Annotated in this window: 18 protein-coding genes; 14 read left to right on the top strand and 4 right to left on the bottom strand. The window is 67.1% G+C overall.

The annotated features are described in order from the left end of the window. Positions 1 to 9: 9 nt before the first annotated feature. The 10 genes from IB243_RS01085 to IB243_RS01040 all read left to right on the top strand — a co-directional run bounded on the left by IB243_RS01085 (position 10) and on the right by IB243_RS01040 (position 9,640). Positions 10 to 597 (top strand): cytochrome c oxidase subunit 3 family protein, encoded by a 588-nt coding sequence (locus tag IB243_RS01085; protein ID WP_057223764.1) that lies wholly within the window; start codon positions 10 to 12, stop codon positions 595 to 597. Positions 598 to 605: 8 nt separating this feature from the next. Continuing rightward, complete coding sequence (locus IB243_RS01080; protein WP_192424408.1) at positions 606 to 878, top strand: cytochrome C oxidase subunit IV family protein; 273 nt, start codon at positions 606 to 608, stop codon at positions 876 to 878. Between the two features lie 193 nt (positions 879 to 1,071). Next, entirely contained in the window at positions 1,072 to 1,506 is a 435-nt protein-coding gene (locus IB243_RS01075; RefSeq protein ID WP_057272765.1) for a cytochrome c, read from the top strand. 15 nt (positions 1,507 to 1,521) lie between these two features. Continuing rightward, positions 1,522 to 2,958, top strand: coding sequence for a cbb3-type cytochrome c oxidase subunit I (locus IB243_RS01070; protein WP_192424406.1), 1,437 nt, complete (start codon positions 1,522 to 1,524; stop codon positions 2,956 to 2,958). A gap of 19 nt (positions 2,959 to 2,977) precedes the next feature. Beyond that, a complete protein-coding gene (locus IB243_RS01065) occupies positions 2,978 to 3,787 on the top strand; it encodes a CbbQ/NirQ/NorQ/GpvN family protein (RefSeq protein ID WP_192424405.1) in 810 nt (269 codons plus the stop codon). Positions 3,788 to 3,812: 25 nt separating this feature from the next. After that, a complete protein-coding gene (locus IB243_RS01060; protein ID WP_192424404.1) occupies positions 3,813 to 4,913 on the top strand; it encodes a 4Fe-4S binding protein in 1,101 nt (366 codons plus the stop codon). Between the two features lies 1 nt (position 4,914). Beyond that, positions 4,915 to 6,810 (top strand): nitric oxide reductase activation protein NorD, encoded by a 1,896-nt coding sequence (locus IB243_RS01055; protein ID WP_192424403.1) that lies wholly within the window; start codon positions 4,915 to 4,917, stop codon positions 6,808 to 6,810. An 89-nt stretch (positions 6,811 to 6,899) separates the two neighbouring features. Further along, on the top strand, positions 6,900 to 7,697 hold the full coding sequence (locus IB243_RS01050; RefSeq protein WP_010461162.1) for a Crp/Fnr family transcriptional regulator: 798 nt from the start codon (positions 6,900 to 6,902) through the stop codon (positions 7,695 to 7,697). Between the two features lie 127 nt (positions 7,698 to 7,824). Continuing rightward, positions 7,825 to 9,108: an O-acetylhomoserine aminocarboxypropyltransferase/cysteine synthase family protein gene (locus IB243_RS01045; RefSeq protein WP_192424402.1), complete on the top strand. Its 1,284-nt coding sequence runs from the start codon at positions 7,825 to 7,827 to the stop codon at positions 9,106 to 9,108. A 178-nt stretch (positions 9,109 to 9,286) separates the two neighbouring features. Next, positions 9,287 to 9,640 carry an energy transducer TonB gene (locus IB243_RS01040; protein ID WP_192424401.1) on the top strand — a complete coding sequence of 118 codons (354 nt, stop codon included), beginning with the start codon at positions 9,287 to 9,289 and terminating at the stop codon, positions 9,638 to 9,640. Positions 9,641 to 9,667: 27 nt separating this feature from the next. On the opposite strand, the gene egtB is transcribed toward IB243_RS01040, so the two are convergent. Beyond that, positions 9,668 to 10,960: an ergothioneine biosynthesis protein EgtB gene (gene egtB, locus IB243_RS01035; protein ID WP_192424399.1), complete on the bottom strand. Its 1,293-nt coding sequence runs from the start codon at positions 10,958 to 10,960 to the stop codon at positions 9,668 to 9,670. Between the two features lie 13 nt (positions 10,961 to 10,973). Further along, entirely contained in the window at positions 10,974 to 11,894 is a 921-nt protein-coding gene (gene egtD / locus IB243_RS01030) for an L-histidine N(alpha)-methyltransferase (RefSeq protein WP_192424398.1), read from the bottom strand. Between the two features lie 321 nt (positions 11,895 to 12,215). On the opposite strand from egtD, the gene IB243_RS01025 reads away from it, so the two are divergent. The 3 genes from IB243_RS01025 (at position 12,216) to IB243_RS01015 (ending at position 13,961) form a co-directional block, all read left to right on the top strand. Continuing rightward, entirely contained in the window at positions 12,216 to 12,881 is a 666-nt protein-coding gene (locus IB243_RS01025) for a protocatechuate 3,4-dioxygenase (RefSeq protein ID WP_225584652.1), read from the top strand. A gap of 202 nt (positions 12,882 to 13,083) precedes the next feature. Next, positions 13,084 to 13,332 carry a DUF1272 domain-containing protein gene (locus IB243_RS01020; RefSeq protein ID WP_192424395.1) on the top strand — a complete coding sequence of 83 codons (249 nt, stop codon included), beginning with the start codon at positions 13,084 to 13,086 and terminating at the stop codon, positions 13,330 to 13,332. Continuing rightward, positions 13,329 to 13,961, top strand: a complete 633-nt coding sequence (locus IB243_RS01015; RefSeq protein WP_192424393.1) for a LysE family translocator — start codon at positions 13,329 to 13,331, stop codon at positions 13,959 to 13,961. Before IB243_RS01020 ends, IB243_RS01015 begins: the two co-directional genes overlap by 4 nt. Before the next feature lie 138 nt (positions 13,962 to 14,099). On the opposite strand, the gene IB243_RS01010 is transcribed toward IB243_RS01015, so the two are convergent. Continuing rightward, on the bottom strand, positions 14,100 to 14,690 hold the full coding sequence (locus IB243_RS01010; protein ID WP_192424391.1) for an OmpW family protein: 591 nt from the start codon (positions 14,688 to 14,690) through the stop codon (positions 14,100 to 14,102). A 130-nt stretch (positions 14,691 to 14,820) separates the two neighbouring features. After that, positions 14,821 to 15,807: a DUF808 domain-containing protein gene (locus tag IB243_RS01005; protein WP_192424389.1), complete on the bottom strand. Its 987-nt coding sequence runs from the start codon at positions 15,805 to 15,807 to the stop codon at positions 14,821 to 14,823. A 273-nt stretch (positions 15,808 to 16,080) separates the two neighbouring features. Here IB243_RS01005 and IB243_RS01000 point away from each other — a divergent pair, with 273 nt between their 5' ends. Beyond that, positions 16,081 to 16,767 (top strand): methyltransferase, encoded by a 687-nt coding sequence (locus IB243_RS01000; protein ID WP_192424387.1) that lies wholly within the window; start codon positions 16,081 to 16,083, stop codon positions 16,765 to 16,767. Position 16,768: the final 1 nt, after the last annotated feature.

Raw genomic sequence — 16,768 nt, 5'->3', positions numbered from 1 at the left:
AGCACTGCAATGCCCCCGGCCCAGGCGGCCCACCCGCCGACATCGCCTCGCCTGGTGGGCGACCTGGTGGTGTGGCTGCTGGTGCTGGCCGAGCTGCTCACCTTCGGAATCCTTTTCGCCGCGTTTGCCTTTGCGCGGCTGCGCGAACCGGGCCTGTTCGCGGCCGGCCAGGCCACGCTGGACCTTTCCACCGGCGCGGCCAACACCGTGCTGCTGGTGTCTGCCAGCTGGTGTGCGGCGCGCAGCGTGCACACCGTGCGCAACGGCTGCTCTGCCCAGGGCGCGCGTTGGCTGCTGGGCGCGCTGGCCTGCGGCTGCGGCTTTCTGCTGCTCAAGAGTCTGGAGTACGCGCACAAGTGGCGCGAGGGCATCGACGTGGCCGAGAACACGTTCTACCTGCTGTACGTGATGCTCACGGGCTTTCACTTTCTGCACGCGGCCGTGGGCTGCATCATCTTTGCGGTGCTGTGGGGGCCCACACGGCGCGGCGCCTACGGGCCGCACGGTTGCCATGCGCTGGAGACAGGTGCGGTTTTCTGGCACATGGTGGACCTGCTGTGGATGGTGCTGTTCCCGCTGGTCTACGTGCTGCGATAAAGGTCTGCATGAAACACCCGCACCACCGCATCAACGCCATCTGGATCGCCCTGCTGGCCGCCACGGCCATCACCGCCTGGCTGGGCGAGCACGCGGGTGCGCAAGGCCTGGGCACCGGCGCGGCCGTGCTGGTGCTGGCCCTGGCCGCCGCCAAGGGCTGCCTCATCATCCTGGACTACATGGAACTGCACCGTGCCCCGGCGCTGTGGCGCCGGATGCTGCTGGGCTGGCTGGCCGCCGTGGTGCTGCTGGTGCTAGTGGTGACGCTCTGGCCGCGGTAGCCTGCCACCGCCTTCGCCATCCACTATCAAATCAATAGCTGCTTGCGCTTTCCGCACAAGCGTGCGGGGCCATTTTTTCTCAAAAACTCCGCGCAAAAAACCCGGGGGCAGCTGCGCATTCCTTGAACCGGTTCAAGGAAAAAAGCCGAGCAAATTGGGAGGATATAGCCGTCCATTTCAAGGAGGGCTTCGAATGAGCCAATCACACAGCGGGTTCACCAAACAGATGGCCCGCAACATGTTCTACGGGGGCACGGTGTTCTTCGCCCTGCTGTTTGCCGCCATTGTGTTCGACAGCGAGCGCCGCATCCCCGAGCGCTCCAACGCCCAGGCCATCACCCCGGCTGTGGTGGCAGGCAAGAAGATCTGGGAGACCCGCAACTGCATCGGCTGCCACACCCTGCTGGGCGAGGGCGCGTACTTCGCACCCGAGCTGGGCAACGTCTACAAGCGCCGGGGCGGCGACTTCATCAAGGTGTGGATGAAGCTCCAGCCCACCGGCGTGGCGCACCGCCGCCAGATGCCGCAATTCAACCTCACCGACCAGCAGCTCGATGAGCTCGTCGAGTTCCTCAAGTGGACGGGCGAGATCAACACCGAGAAGTGGCCACCCAACATCGAAGGCTGAAGAGGGACCGACACCATGCACATTCCAACACTCAAATACCAGAGCCAATCGGTCGCGAAGCTCTACTTCATCGCAGCCATGGCGCTCTTCGCCGGGCAGATCATCTTCGGCATCACGCTGGGCCTGCAATACGTGGTGGGTGATCTGTTCTTCCCCTACGTCCCGTTCAACGTGGCGCGGATGGTGCACACCAACCTGCTCATCGTGTGGCTGCTGTTTGGCTTCATGGGCGCGGCCTACTACATGGTGCCCGAGGAGTCGGAGACCGAGCTGCACTCCGTCCTGCTGGCCAAGGTGCTGTTCTGGGTCTTTCTCACAGCGGGCGCGCTGACCATCGTGGGCTACCTCACGGTGCCCTACGCCAAGCTCGCCGAACTGACGGGCAACGACCTGCTGCAGACCATGGGCCGCGAGTTCCTGGAGCAGCCGCTGCCGACCAAGGTGGGCATCGTGGTCGTGGCGCTGGGCTTTCTCTACAACATCAGCATGACGGTGCTCAAGGGCCGCAAGACCGCCATCTCGCTGGTGCTGCTGATGGGCCTGTGGGGCCTGGCGCTGATGTTCCTGTTCAGCTTCGTGAACCCGCACAACCTGGTGCGCGACAAGATGTACTGGTGGTTTGTGGTCCACCTGTGGGTGGAGGGCGTGTGGGAGTTGATCCTGGGCTCGCTGCTGGCCTACGTGCTCGTCAAAACCACGGGCGTGGACCGTGAGGTGATCGACAAGTGGCTGTACGTGATCATCGCCTTCGCGCTGATGACCGGCATCCTGGGCACGGGCCACCACTTCTACTTCATCGGCCTGCCCGGCTACTGGCACTGGATCGGCAGCATCTTCAGCGCCCTGGAACCCGTGCCTTTCTTCATGATGACGGTGTTCGCCTTCAACATGGTGCAGCGCCGCCGCCGCGACCACCCCAATCAAGCCGCCGTGCTGTGGGCCGTGGGCACCGCCGTGCTGGGCTTCCTGGGCGCGGGCCTGTGGGGCTTTATCCACACGCTGTCGGCCGTCAACTACTACACCCATGGCTCGCAGATCACTGCGGCCCACGGCCACCTGGCCTTCTATGGGGCGTATGTGCTGGTGGTCATCACGCTCATCAGCTACGCCATGCCCACGCTGCGCGGGCGCATTGCCAACAGCCCCCGGGCGCAGGCGGCAGAAATGTGGAGTTTCTGGATCATGAGCATCGGCATGGCCGTGATGGTGCTGGCACTCACGGGCGCAGGCATCCTGCAAGTGTGGCTGCAGCGCATCCCCGAGACCAACGCCATGGGATTCATGGCTACGCAGGACCAGCTGTCCATCTTCTACTGGGTGCGCGTGGGGGGCGGCGTGGTCTTCCTGCTGGGCCAGCTGCTGTTCTTCTACAGCTTCTTCATCGGCGGCGATCCCGTCACCGAGGAAGGCCGCGCGGGCACCCCCGGCCGCACGGCCCTGGGCACCGCCTGAGCCGCGCAAGGAAAACCCCATGGACCACAGCGAACTGCACCGCATCGCCTCCGCGGCCCTGCCCTTCTACGCAGAGCAGGGCAATGAGGCCGCACTGTTCGAACATGCCTGGCGGCAGCGCCTTCCGCTGCTCATCAAGGGCCCCACGGGCTGTGGCAAGACGCGCTTTGTGGAACACATGGCCGCCCGCCTGGGGCGGCCCCTCATCACAGTGAGCTGCCACGACGACCTGGCCGCCGCCGACCTGGTAGGCCGCCACCTGCTGAGCACAGAGGGCACCGTCTGGGCCGACGGCCCCCTGGCACGCGCGGTGCGCCAGGGCGCGATCTGCTACCTGGACGAGGTGGTGGAAGCGCGCAAGGACACCACCGTGGTGCTGCACCCGCTGGCAGACGACCGGCGCGTGCTGCCCATCGAGCGCACCGGCGAACAGCTGGCCGCGCCGCCCGAGTTCATGCTGGTGATCTCGTACAACCCCGGCTACCAGAGCCTACTCAAGAGCCTCAAGCCCAGCACCCGCCAGCGCTTCGTGGCGCTCAACCTGGGCTACCCCGCTCCAGCGGTCGAAGAAGCCATCCTGCGCACCGAGGCGGGCGCAAGCCCCCACCTGGCGGCCACGCTGGTACGCCTGGGCACCGCCCTGCGCCAGTTGACCGACCAGGACCTGGAAGAAACCGCCAGCACCCGGCTGCTGGTGATGGCTGCACGCCTGGCCGTCTCGGGCGTGCCGCTGGCGGCCGCGTGCCGCGCGGCCATCGTGGATGCCCTCACGGACGATGCCGACACGGCTGCGGCCCTGGGCGAGGTCGTCCAGGCCCTGCTGGGCTAGGGCCGCCGGTCCATGTCTGCGCCCCATGCAACGCCAGCGACGCACGTTCCAGATCGCCTTCTTCGCGCTGTTTCTGCTCGCACCCGCGCTGAACCTGCTGCGCCTTGATATCACCGAGGTCCAGCTGTGGGCGCTGGGCCAGCGTTGGGGCCTGGGGATCGACGACTTCCGCCAAGGGCTGATCGGGCCGGGCGAAATGACCTGGCGGCTCTTTGTGCGTGCGCTGCTCCCGGCCATCATGCTGGTGGGCGGCTTTCTCGCCGTGACGTGGCGCTACGGGCGTCTGTACTGCGGCTGGCTGTGCCCGCATTTCTCGCTGGTGGAGCTGCTCAACCATGTGCTGCAAAAGGCCTGCGGGCGCCTGTCGCTATGGGACCGCAAAGCCACGCCGCGCCAAGGCCTCACGCCCCGCCGCCGCTGGTGGCCGGTGTTCGTGCTGCTGTCCGTGCTGATGGGTTTTGTGTGGGCCATCACTTTACTCACCTACCTGCTGCCGCCCGCCGATGTCTGGGGCCGGCTGATGAGCGGCACCTCGACCCCGGGACAATTGCGCTTCCTGGTTGCCGGTACCGCGGTCTTCAGCGCCGAATTTCTGCTGGCCCGTCACCTGTTTTGCCGCTTTGGCTGCGCTGTAGGCCTGTTCCAGAGCCTGGTGTGGATGGCCAATCCGCGCGGCCGGGTGGTCGGTTTTTCCCGGGATGTGGGGCGCCAGGGCGTGCTCGCCCATCCCAGCGCGCCCAGTGGCCTCGCGCCCGCCACCCCCGCCCACTGCCGCAGTTGCGACGCACCGCACGGCAATGCCTGCGACCGCGCCTGCCCCATGCACCTGCCGCCGCGCCAGTTCAAGCGGCGCAAGTTCTCGTGCGTGCAGTGCGGGCTGTGCGTGCAATCCTGTGAGGCGTCACAGGCCGCGCAGCAGCGCGAGCCCTTGCTGCAGTGGAGCATTGGCGTCGATGCGCTGCGCGAGTCGCTGCGGGCGCGGCGCACCGAGGCCGTGGACGCACCGGCTGCGGCGCCGTATCCCGCACACCCCACACATCCCGCCCCCGGAGGCGAAAAGCACACCGCCGTGCTGCCCAACGCCGCCCCCGCGGCATCCCAAGCGGCACACGCCGCGGAGCACTGACATGGAAGAGTGGATCGGCCAGCAATGGCACCGCCTCATCACCCGCTGGGCCGAGCCTGGCCACGCCACGGTTGCCGTGTCGCTGGACGAGATGCGCAAGCCGCTGGGCTTGCTGCTGCGCTGCGGCGGCGGGCCGGCCGGCATGCGCATTGGCCCCGCCGCCGTGCGCGGCCACGGCGGGCCGCGTGGATGGGTGCAACGCGTGGCCGGCAGCGGCACGCGCGCCGCCCTGCCGGAGTTCCACCACGACCTGCTGGCCCTGCCGCCCAGCGTGGCGGTATTTCCAGATAAAGCGCTGAATCGATCTCTCTATCTCTGGCTGGCGGCCCTGGCCTCGCAATGGAACAGCGCAGCCCCCCTGCACGGCTGCGGCTGGATGGGCCACAACCTCGCCGCAGTGCGAGCCACGCTGGCAACCTTCCCGGGCCTGGCATCCGTGTACGCGCAACTGCGGCAGGCCCAGCTGGCGCTGCGCCCGGCGCCCGGCCGCTTGCGCGGCCCGGCCGCCGAGGCCGAGGCGTGGGTGCAGCGCGCCCTGCGGGGCGAATTTGACCAGGGCCTTGCGCCCGGCGCCCTGTTGCCACCCAGCCTCACGCCCACCGAGGTGGCCCCAGTCTGGCTCTGGCTGGAGAGCTGCGGCACCAGCGACGCCGACGCGCCGCGCCGCCCGGCGCAGCCCCCTGGCCCCCAATCAACCGGGAGTACCGCCACACCCGCGCCAGAAGACAGCACGCGTCGCAAGGCCGAGCGGGTGCGCGACGAGCGCCATGCCGCCCCGCTGATGCTGTTCTTTCGCGCCGAATCCATCTTCTCGTGGGGCGAATTCACCAAGGTGCAGCGGGCCGATGACGATAGCGACGACGGCAACGCGCTGGAAGCCGCGCGCGACATGGACGTGCTCTCCATCGCCGAAGACCCGGGCAATGCCAGCCGCCTGGCTGCGCGTGTGCGCTTCGACCTGGACCTGCCCAGCGCCGCGGCAGACGATATGGCCCTGGGCCCCGGCGAGCACCTGCCCGAGTGGGACTGGAAGGCCGGTGCACTGCGCCCCGCGCACTGCGCTGTGCAATGCAGGGTGGCCCGCGATACCGCCCCGTTCACGCCCGATGCACAGCTGCGCACCACCGTGCGGCAAGTGCGCAGGCGCCTGGAGGTACTGCGCGCGGCACCCGCGCGCGCGCACGCCCAGGCCGACGGCGATGAGCTGGACGTGGATGCCTGGGTACGCCACGCCGCAGACGCAGCCGCCTGGCGCAGCGAGTCCCCGGCCGTCTGGCAGCGGCGCGTGCGCGCCGAGCGCAGCCTGGCCACACTGCTGCTGGCCGACCTGTCACTCTCCACCGACGCGCACGTGGCCGGTGCCGGTCGGCCTATGCGCGTGGTGGACGTAATCCGCGACGCGCTCTATGTCTTTGGCGAGGCCCTGTCGGCCGGAGGAGACACTTTCGAGATGCTGGGCTTCAGCTCGGTGCGGCGCCAGAACGTGCGCATCCAGCACCTCAAGGGGTTTGACGAAGCCTGGACAGGCGCGGCCCGTTCGCGGGTAGGCGCCATCAAGCCGGGCTACTACACGCGCATGGGCGCTGCCATCCGCCACGCCACGGCGCGCCTGGCGGCACGGCCCGAGCGCCAGCGCTTGCTGCTGCTGCTCACCGACGGAAAACCCAATGACCTGGACGTGTACGAGGGCCGCTACGGGCTGGAGGACACGCGCCACGCGGTGCACGAGGCGCGCGCGCAGGGCCTCACGCCCTTTGCCATCACCATCGACAACGCAGGGCACGACTACCTGCCCTTTCTTTTTGGCCAGCAGGGCTATGCGCTCGTACACCGTCCGCGCGACCTGGCCCTGCGCCTGGCCGCTGTGTACAGCCAGATCACCTGCCACGGAATTTGACGCGCCGCAGCATTTCCTTGACATCGGACATGAACGAATCCGGCAGACGCCGGTGTAATGGGCGCATCCCCGCTCTCCAGTGCCCCGCCATGGACATCCGGCAATTTGATATCCCACGCTACCTGTCGGCGCTGCCGCTGTTTCAGGAAGCCACTCCGTCCGATCTGGCGCGCCTGGCGACCGGCTGCCGGCTGCGCCGCTTTGCACGCGGCGACACCATCTTCCGGGTGGGCACACCGTGCGAGGAGTTTCACGTGACGGTGCTCGGTCAGGTCAAACTCTTTGCGCTCTCGCCCTCAGGGCAGGAAAAAGTCATTGAACTGGTGGGCCCCGGAAGCACCTTTGCCGAGGCGCTCATGTTCACCGGCAAGCCCTACATCATCAACGCCCAGGCGCTGAGCGACACGCTGTTGCTGAGCGTCGACAAAAGCACGGTCGAGCGCGAAATCGAAGCGGACCCGCGCTTTGCCATGCGCATGCTTGCCGGCATTTCGCGGCGGCTGCATGGACTGGTGCATGACGTGCAGACCTACACGCTGCACAGCGGCATGCAGCGCGTGATCAGCTACTTGCTGCGCGAACTGCCTGAAGATTCGAACGACGCCGCCGGCCTCGCGCTGGCCTGTGCCGGCCATGGCCAGCCGCAGGGGCCTGGTGGCTTGAACGTGACCCTTCCGGTGAGCAAGGCCACCATCGCCTCGCGCCTGTCCCTCACGCCCGAGTACTTCTCCCGCGTGCTGCACGAACTGGAAGACGCAGGCCTCATCCGCATGGCCCGGCGCGACATTCACATCCCCGACGCAGCGCGCCTGGCCGCGCACAATTGGCCCGAGCCCTGCTCACGCCGGTGCATGTCAGCCCAGGCCGCCGTGGCCCTGCCCGCCTGAAACAGGCCGGGCGCCCCATAAGCTCATCACCAACGATTCGAACGCAGCGGCGCGCGGCGATGCAAGAATGGCCCTGCGGCGGCACTGCCGCCTCGCCCCATTCAACCGCTGACAAGGACCTCGTACCATGAAGATCGAAACCCTGGCCGTGCACGCTGGCTACAGCCCCGACCCCACCACCAAGGCCGTGGCCGTGCCCATCTACCAGACGGTGGCGTACGCATTTGACAGCGCCCAGCATGGCGCAGATTTGTTCGACCTGAAGGTGCCGGGCAACATCTACACCCGCATCATGAACCCCACCACCGACGTGCTCGAAAAGCGCGTCGCGGCACTTGAAGGCGGCATCGCGGCGCTGGCCGTGGCCTCGGGCATGGCGGCCATCACCTACGCCATCCAGACCATTGCCGAGGCGGGCGACAACATCGTGTCGGCCAGCACGCTCTACGGCGGCACCTACAACCTGTTTGCCCACACACTGCCCCAGCAGGGCATCACCACGCGTTTTGCCGACCCGCGCGACCCGGCCAGTTTTGCACAGCACATCGACGCGCGCACCAAGGCGATCTTCATCGAGTCCATCGGCAACCCGCTGGGCAACGTGACCGACATCGCCGCGCTGGCCAAGGTGGCGCACGACCATGGCGTGCCGCTGATCGTGGACAACACGGTGCCCAGCCCCTACCTGCTGCGCCCTATCGAACATGGCGCCGACATCGTGGTGCACTCGCTCACCAAGTACCTGGGCGGCCACGGCAACAGCGTGGGCGGCGCCATCGTGGACAGCGGCAAGTTCCCATGGGCCGAGCACAAGGCCCGCTTTCCGCGCCTGAACGAGCCCGATGTGAGCTACCACGGCGTGGTCTACACCGAGGCGCTGGGCCCCGCCGCCTTCATCGGCCGCGCACGCGTGGTGCCACTGCGCAACACGGGTGCAGCGCTGGCGCCGCTCAATGCCTTCCTGATCCTGCAAGGCATCGAGACCCTGGCCCTGCGTATGGACCGCATCTGCGACAACACGCTGGCGCTGGCGAAGTACCTGCAAAGCCACCCGAAGGTGGAATGGGTGCGCTACGCGGGCCTGCCAGACCACCCGGACCATGCGCTGGCGCAGCGGCAATCCGGCGGCAAGGCATCCGGCATTCTGAGCTTCGGGCTCAAGAGCGCCGACGCCGACCCGCGGGCGGCCGGTGCGCGCTTCCTGGATGCGCTGCAGCTCTTTACCCGCCTGGTGAACATCGGCGATGCCAAGTCGCTGGCCACGCACCCCGCATCGACCACGCACCGCCAGCTCAACCCCGAAGAGCTGGCCAAGGCAGGCGTGAGCGAGAGCATGGTGCGCCTGTCGGTGGGCATCGAGCACATCGACGACCTGCAGGCGGACCTGGTGCAGGCACTCGACGCCGTCTGACCGTTCGACCGCAGCCGACGCCAGTTGCGGGATACTGGCGGGATGGCCCCGCAGTCGCGGGGCGCCCTGACCCTCCATCGCCATGTTCCGCCTATCTACTCTTGCACCGCTCACCCTCGGCCTGCTGGCTCTGGCCGGCTGCAGTTCATCACTGTTCACCCCGCCCCGCGGAGCGGATGTGACCGAATCCCACGTCACCAGTTTCCGCCAGAAGGAGGACGAGCAACTGCTGCGGCAGCAGGTGTCGCCGCCGCTGGATACGCCTTTGACGCTGCTGGAGGCGCCGCTGCCGCGCTACCCGTCTTTCCTGCTGAATGACACCTCGAAAAAAGCGCGCGGCGACGTGACGGTGTCGTTCGAGATCATGCCCAGCGGGCTGGTCGGCACCACGCGCGTAGTGTCTGGAACGGGCGAAGATGCCCTGCACAAACCCGCGACTGACGCGGTGCGCCGCTGGAAGTTTGCGCCGCTGCTGCGCAATGGCGAGCCCGCCCGCCTGGTGCTGCAGCACACCTTCCGCATGGAGCCCTGAGCGCGCGAGATACCGCCGTAAGGCGCCTCATGCATCCCGCGCCAACCGCAGCCCCGTGTACTGCCAGCGCGCCGTGGCCGGGAAGAAGTTCCGGTAGGTGCTGCGCGCATGCCCCGCAGGCGTGGCGCACGAGCTGCCGCGCAGCACGTACTGGTTGACCATGAACTTGCCGTTGTATTCGCCCACCGCGCCGTCGGCGGTGCGAAAGCCCGGGTAGGCGGCGTAGCTCGACCGGGTCCACTGCCAAGCGCTGCCAAACACTTGTTCCAGCGCTTGCCCATCGTGGGCGCCGTGGCCATCGTTGCCGTCATCATCGTGTCCACCAGCAGCCGCTACGGCTTGCGCAGCATGCTCCCACTCGGCCTCGGTGGGCAGGCGTGCGCCCACCCAGCGGGCGTAGGCATCGGCCTCGTAGTAGGACAGGTGCACCACGGGCAGATCGCCACGCAGCGGCTGCAGGCCAGCCAGGGTGAACGCATGCCAGACGCCGCTGTCCAGCAGGCGCCAGTACAGGGGGTGGTCAAGCCCCTGGGCCACGCGCCAGTCCCAGCCTTCGGCCAACCAGTGGGCGGGGTTGTCGTAGCCGCCGCCTTCCACAAAGGCCAGCCATTCCGCGTTGGTCACCAGCCGCGAGGCCAGCGCATACGGCGCAAGGTAGGTGCGGTGGCGCGGGCTTTCGTTGTCGAAGGCAAAGCCGTCGCCCCGGTGGCCGATGTCCACCAGCCCGCCGTCCAGCGTCAGCCACCCAAAGGGCTCCGTGGCCGGCACCAGGGCCAGGTCGCCCGCCGCACTGGTGGCCGCACCATCGTCGGCCGCTCTATATGCAGGATGCGTGGAATTGCACGACAGCAGGTGCTTGACGTCCGTCACCAGCAGCTCCTGGTGCTGCTGCTCGTGCTGCAGGCCCAGCTCGATCAGCGCACACAGCGCAGCGTCGGTGAGCACCGTGGGCAACAGGCGCGCCATGCGTTGGTCCACATTGGCACGGTAGGCGCGCACCTCATCCAGCGGCGGCCGGGTCAGCAGCCCCCGCTGCGGCCGCGGATGTTTGGCACCCACGCCGTTGTAGTAGGAGTTGAACAGCACGCGAAACGCGGGATTGAACGGTGCAAAGCCCGGCTCGTTCGGCTCCAGCACGAAGGTTTCGAAGAACCAGGTGGTGTGCGCCAGGTGCCACTTGGCGGGGCTGGCGTCGGGCATGGACTGCGCGCCGCAGTCTTCCGCCGACAGGGGCGCCACCAGGGCCACGGAGTGGTCCCGCACAGCGGCATAGCGCGAGAGCAGCGCGGTCAGCGGGGGGCACACATCCATGTTGGTCATAGTCAATCCATTCTCAGGGGCGCGCATGCAGCACGGCAAACCAGCTGCGGTCATCCGTCCACGCCTGGGCCTGCGAGAACCCAGCGCGCGCCAGCATGTCGGTGAACACGGGCAGGGGGTATTTGTAGCTGTTTTCGGTGTGGATGCGCTCGCCCTGGTCAAACCGGCGGGCGCCACCGGGCCAGCGCACTTCGGCGTCGGCCAGGGCCTCCAGGTGCATCTCGATGCGCGACTCGTCCTGGTTGAAGAACGCGCGGTGCTGCCACTGCTGCACGTCGAAGTCGCTGCCGATCAACCGGTTCACATGCGTGAGCACGTTGCGGTTGAACGCGGCCGTGACGCCTGCCGCGTCGTCGTACGCGGCTTCCAGCACCTGCACGTCCTTGGGCAGGTCGATGCCGATCAGGAGGCCCCCGTCGTCGTCGATGAGCTCGCGCATGTGGGCCAGCAGCTGCAGCGCATGCGGCGGGTCGAAGTTGCCGATGGACGAGCCCGGGTAGAACACCAGCCGCCCCTTGCGCGGAATATCGTCCGGCAGCTCCACGCCCTGGGTCATGTCGCCGCCCACCGCCCGCACGTCCAGCCCGGGAAAGTCGCCCTGCAGGCCTTGCACCGCCAACTGCAGAAAGTCGGCCGAAATATCGACCCCCACGAAGCAGGCGGGCTGCACCAAGCGGCACAGCGTGCGCGCCTTCTGGCAATTGCCCGCACCCAGCTCGATCAGCGTACGGCCCGGGCCCACGGCGCGTGCGATGCCATCTGCGTGCTGCTGCATGAGCGCGGTTTCGGTGCGGGTGGGGTAGTACTCGGGCAGGCGGGTGATCTCTTCGAACAGCTGTGAGCCGTGCTGGTCGTAGAAGTATTTGGGGGAGATGCTGGCGGGGCGCTGGTTCAGGCCGCGCGTGATGTCATCGATGGGGTTGGGCAAAGGCATGGATCTTGAAGCGTCTCGCGCGGCATGGCTTGCCACTGCTGGTGAAAGAGCGGAACCGCCGTGGAGCCCACAGGCTCCGAGACGACCATCCCGCCCGCAGGCTGGACCGTGAAAGGCAATATAACCCCACGGCCATCGGGACATTCTGCGGCGGCAGGATGATGCGGCGTGTAGGTCATTTCCCCGTTGCCCGCGGCGCACAGGGCACCCTCGCTGCCCGGCACGACACTGCGGCACTTTTTGCGCGTCGGGGGGCTCCTACCGCCGTGCGACCCGCACGGACCGATCACCACCCGCAGCCTCCCCAGGCAGGAGCCCACCATGCCCGATATTGCCACCCCGAGTCTTTCGCCACTGCACCCCGCCCCCACACGCCGCCAGTGGCTGCAGCAGGGCCTGCGGGGTGCTGCCCTGGTGGCCGCACCGGCACTGGTGCAGCCCGCAGCAGCCCAGGCCCACGCCATGCCCACACCACGCCAGACCGAAGGGCCCTACTACCCCGTGGACATCCCGGCGGACAGCGACGGCGACCTGCTGCGCAACGGCATGCTGCGCTACACCCAGGGCGAGGCTGTCTGGGTGGAAGGCCGGGTCATGGACACACAGGGCGTGCCGCTGTCGGGCGGCACGGTCGAGATATGGCAGTGCGATGCCGACGGCCACTACCACCACCCGGGCGACGGCGGCAAGGCGGCCCCGGCGTTCCAGGGCTTCGGCCGTGTGGTGCTGGGGCGCGACGGGCGCTACCGCTTTCGCACCATCCGGCCAGCGCCATACACCGGGCGCACGCCGCACATTCACTTCAAGGTGCGGCTGCCGGGGCGCGAGCTGCTGACCACGCAGATGTACGTGGCAGGAGATCCCGGCAACACACGCGACTACCTCTGGAGCCGCCTGGGCGATACCGAACGCGCAGCGCTCACCGTGCCCTTTGCGCCGTCGCCCGATGGCGTGCGTGCCCAGTTCGCGCTCGTAGTGCAGGCCTGACGCTGCGAAGCTTCCCCTGCTGCTGCGGCCCGAAAGACGGCCCCGCGCAGAGTGCAACCACCAACCCCTCGCCAGCCCCAGCAGGGCAGATACGCAGCGCGGGTGTACTGCCTGGAATCGCGGCATCTGTACCTTGCCCCGCCGCACCGCCTGCCATACGCTTGCCGCAACCTGCCCCCACTTCTCTCCCAAAGGACACCCCATGCTCCAGATGCGACCCAACTGCGAATGCTGCAACAAGGACCTGCCGCCCAACTCCACCGACGCACGCATCTGCACCTTTGAATGCACCTTTTGCAGTGACTGCACCGGCACGCGGCTGGGCCACGTCTGCCCCAACTGCGGAGGCGACCTGGTGCAGCGCCCCTGCAGGCCAGCCTCCAAGCTGTCCAAGTACCCGGCCTCCACCGAACGCGTGCTCAAGCCCCAGGGCTGCGGGATGCTGGCATGACCATCGCCACACTGCTTGTCTTCGCGCTGGTGGCCCTGGTGGCTATCGCCACGCCGGGGCCCACGGTGCTGCTGGCGCTGGCCAATGGTTCGCGCTACGGCATGCGCCGCTCGCTGCCGGGCATGCTGGGCGCCGTGGCGTCGGACCTTGTGCTGGTCGGTGCAGTGGCGCTGGGCCTGGGGGCGCTGCTGGCAGCGTCCGAGTTCTGGTTTTCGGTGGTGAAGTGGCTGGGCGCGGCCTACCTAGCCTGGCTGGGATTGCGACTGCTGCGCTCGCAAGGCGGGCTGGACATTGCGGCCGCGGGCGGAGCAGCCTCCGGCCCATTGGCCACGCCGCGCAGCATCTTCGCGCGTTCGTTCCTGGTGGCGGTCACCAATCCCAAGGGCTATCTTTTCTGTTCGGCACTGCTGCCGCAATTCATCGACTCCAGTACACCGCAATGGCCGCAGTACGCCGCCATTGCAGCCGTTTTCGCCAGCCTCGACTTCGCCGTGATGCTGGCCTACGCGCTGGTCGGCGCGCGCGCCGTCAAGCTGCTGCGCCGTCGCGCGGTGCTGTGGCTGGACCGCTGCTGCGGCGGCGCCCTGCTGGCCTTGGCGGGCTCACTGGCCATTTACAAGCGGACGTAGTCAGCCCACGACGTCTTGCCACCTTAGCGCTATAAAACTGGCGCAACCCCAGCCAGCGCCACCGTGCAACCGGCTTCGCCGGGCCACCGGTGACGCCCCCTCAGGGGCTAAGGGGCCAAAGACAACTCAGAGGGGTAATCAAAACCGCCAGCCCAGACCCACCCCCACCAGAACGGGGTCCACCTTGAAGGTGCCCAGCTTGGCACCGCCGGCGCTCACGTCGGTCTTGATGAAAACCTTCTTCACGTCAAAGTTGAGGTACAGATTCTTGGCAAGGGGGATGTCCACACCCACTTGCAGCGCGGGGCCAAAGCTGTTGCGGTCAATGTCCACGCCTGCGGGCAGGTTCACACTGGAAAACCGCGTGTAGTTCAGGCCTGCACCCACATAGGGCTTGAAGCCAGCGGCATCAAAGTGGTACTGCACCAACAGCGTGGGTGGCAGGTGCTTGAGCGTGCCGATGGCAGCGCCGCCAGCGCTGAGTGTGTGCTTTTGGGGAACGGTCAGCATCAGCTCGGCCGCAACGTTCTTGTTGAAGAAGTAGGTGACGTCCACTTCGGGAATCGTCTTGTCGTTGATCGACAGGCCCAGGGGCGTGCTGTCCTTGTTGGCGCTGTCCAGGTGCACCACGCGTGCACGGACCATCCAGGGGCCTTCAGCCTGTTGCGCCAAGGCGGCGCCAGAAGACAGGGCACAAAGAACGGCGACAGCCAGCAGGTTTTTTTTCATGGTGATTTCGCATCGGTTGGACGGGGACGACCCCCGTGCATCTATTGAACCGCTGCACCCACCCACCGGCCTTGCCCTATCTCAAGACCTCCGTACTAACCCTTAGATCTACATCAAGACATACCCACTCTCACACAGTGGACTTGCCGCGCAGGCGCTGCACCAGCTTCACGCCGACCAGCACCAGCCCACCGGCAACAATCCCCACCACGGCGTTGAGCAAATTGGGCACCAGCACCGCCCACAGCCCGCCCACGGGCCATTGCGCGGCCACCGCACCGGAGGCGTCCACCGCGTGGTGCAGCATCGGAACCCCGTGCACCAGGATGCCACCACCCACCAGGAACATCGCCGCCGTGCCCGCGATGGACAGGCCCTTCATGAGCCAGGGCGCAGCGCGCAGGATGCCTGCACCCACCGCGCGGGCCGCGCTGCTGGCCTTGCCGTTCAGCCACAGGCCCAGGTCATCAAGCTTGACGATGCCCGCCACCAGACCATACACACCAATGGTCATGATCACCGCAATGCCCGACAGCACGGCCACTTGTTGCGTGAAAGGTGCCGCCGCCACGGTGCCGAGGGTGATCGCGATGATTTCCGCCGACAGGATGAAGTCGGTGCGCACAGCGCCCTTGATCTTGTCTTTCTCGAAGGCCACCAGATCCACCGCCGGGTTGGCATTGGCCTTGGCGTGGCTTTCGTGCTCGGCGTCATCCTCATGCTGCGCATGCAGCAGTTTGTGCGCCACCTTTTCGAAACCCTCAAAACACAAGAAGGCGCCGCCCACCATCAACAAGGGCGTCACGGCCCAAGGCGCAAAGGCACTGATCAGCAGCGCCGTCGGCACGAGGATGACCTTGTTGATGAACGACCCTTTGGCCACGGCCCACACCACGGGTATTTCGCGTTCAGCGCGCACACCGGTAACTTGCTGGGCATTGAGCGCCAGGTCGTCCCCCAGCACACCCGCTGTCTTCTGGGCTGCGACCTTGGTCATGACCGATACGTCATCGGCCATGGCGGCACTCTTCTTGGCCGCCACCTTGGTCATGAGGGCCACATCGTCGAGGATGGTGGCGATATCGTCCAACAGGGCAAGCAGGCTGCCAGCGGCCATGGGAAGTCCTTGAAATGGGTCTGTGAAAAGCGGCGGGCATGCCGCCTGTGTGCGCTGCACTATAGCAACGCGCAAGGCTGCTGCATCACCCACCAAAGTCCCCTCGGCGTAGGCGGCCATTCATTCGTATTCACCGCCCCGGCGGGCCGCCGTTTTCCTTTGCCAACGACAGCCTGCACGGCCCTTCCAAGGGAGAAGCGCATACTCGCGCCCTCACCCACCACCTCTGGGGTCCTCGAGCACGTGCTCATATCCGGGCTTCACGCCCGAGCCATGCCCGGCTATCTCACCAAGCAAGAAGACATCTCCATCGTCGGCGCCGCCGACCTGATCATTCGATCACTGCTCGACAAGCAACAGTTCTCCGACCCGCTGGGCACCGCCGAGGCCCTTGGCATTTCGTCCGCCGCATGGCCCCTGTTCGGCCTGCTCTGGCCTTCAGGCGCGCAGTTGGCGCAACGCATGGCCAGCCGCCCTTTGCAGACTGGCGAGCGTGTACTGGAGATTGGCTGTGGACTGGGCCTGGCCAGTCTGGTGTGCCACCGGCGCGGCATCAATGTCACTGCCAGCGACTGCCATCCGTTGGCGCAGCAGTTCCTGCAGGAAAACACCCGACTCAACAGTCTGCCGCCCCTCAAGTACCGCACCGGCCACTGGGGGGCAGACACCTCGGCACCTGCCGGTGCCGTGCACGGCGAGTTCGACCTCATCATCGGCAGCGATGTGCTGTATGAACGCGACGCCCGCGCCTCGCTGGCCAGTTTTCTGGACCGCCACGCCAGCCAAGGCGCACAGATCTGGATCGTGGACCCGAACCGGGGCAACCGCTCCACCTTTCACAAGCAGATGGCGGCGCACCGCTTTGAGGTGGTGGAAGAGCGCCTGGATCACCCTGCGCTCGGCAGCGTGCCGGCCTACAAGGGGCGTCTGCTGGTGTACGAAAGACCCGTGCTGGCCTGAG

It is taken from the genome of Acidovorax sp. ACV01, from assembly GCF_014851495.1.
In the GTDB taxonomy this organism is placed as follows: domain Bacteria; phylum Pseudomonadota; class Gammaproteobacteria; order Burkholderiales; family Burkholderiaceae_C; genus Acidovorax; species Acidovorax radicis.
Note: the sequence above shows the minus strand (reverse complement) of the source record. Positions and strands in the feature narration are given on the sequence as shown.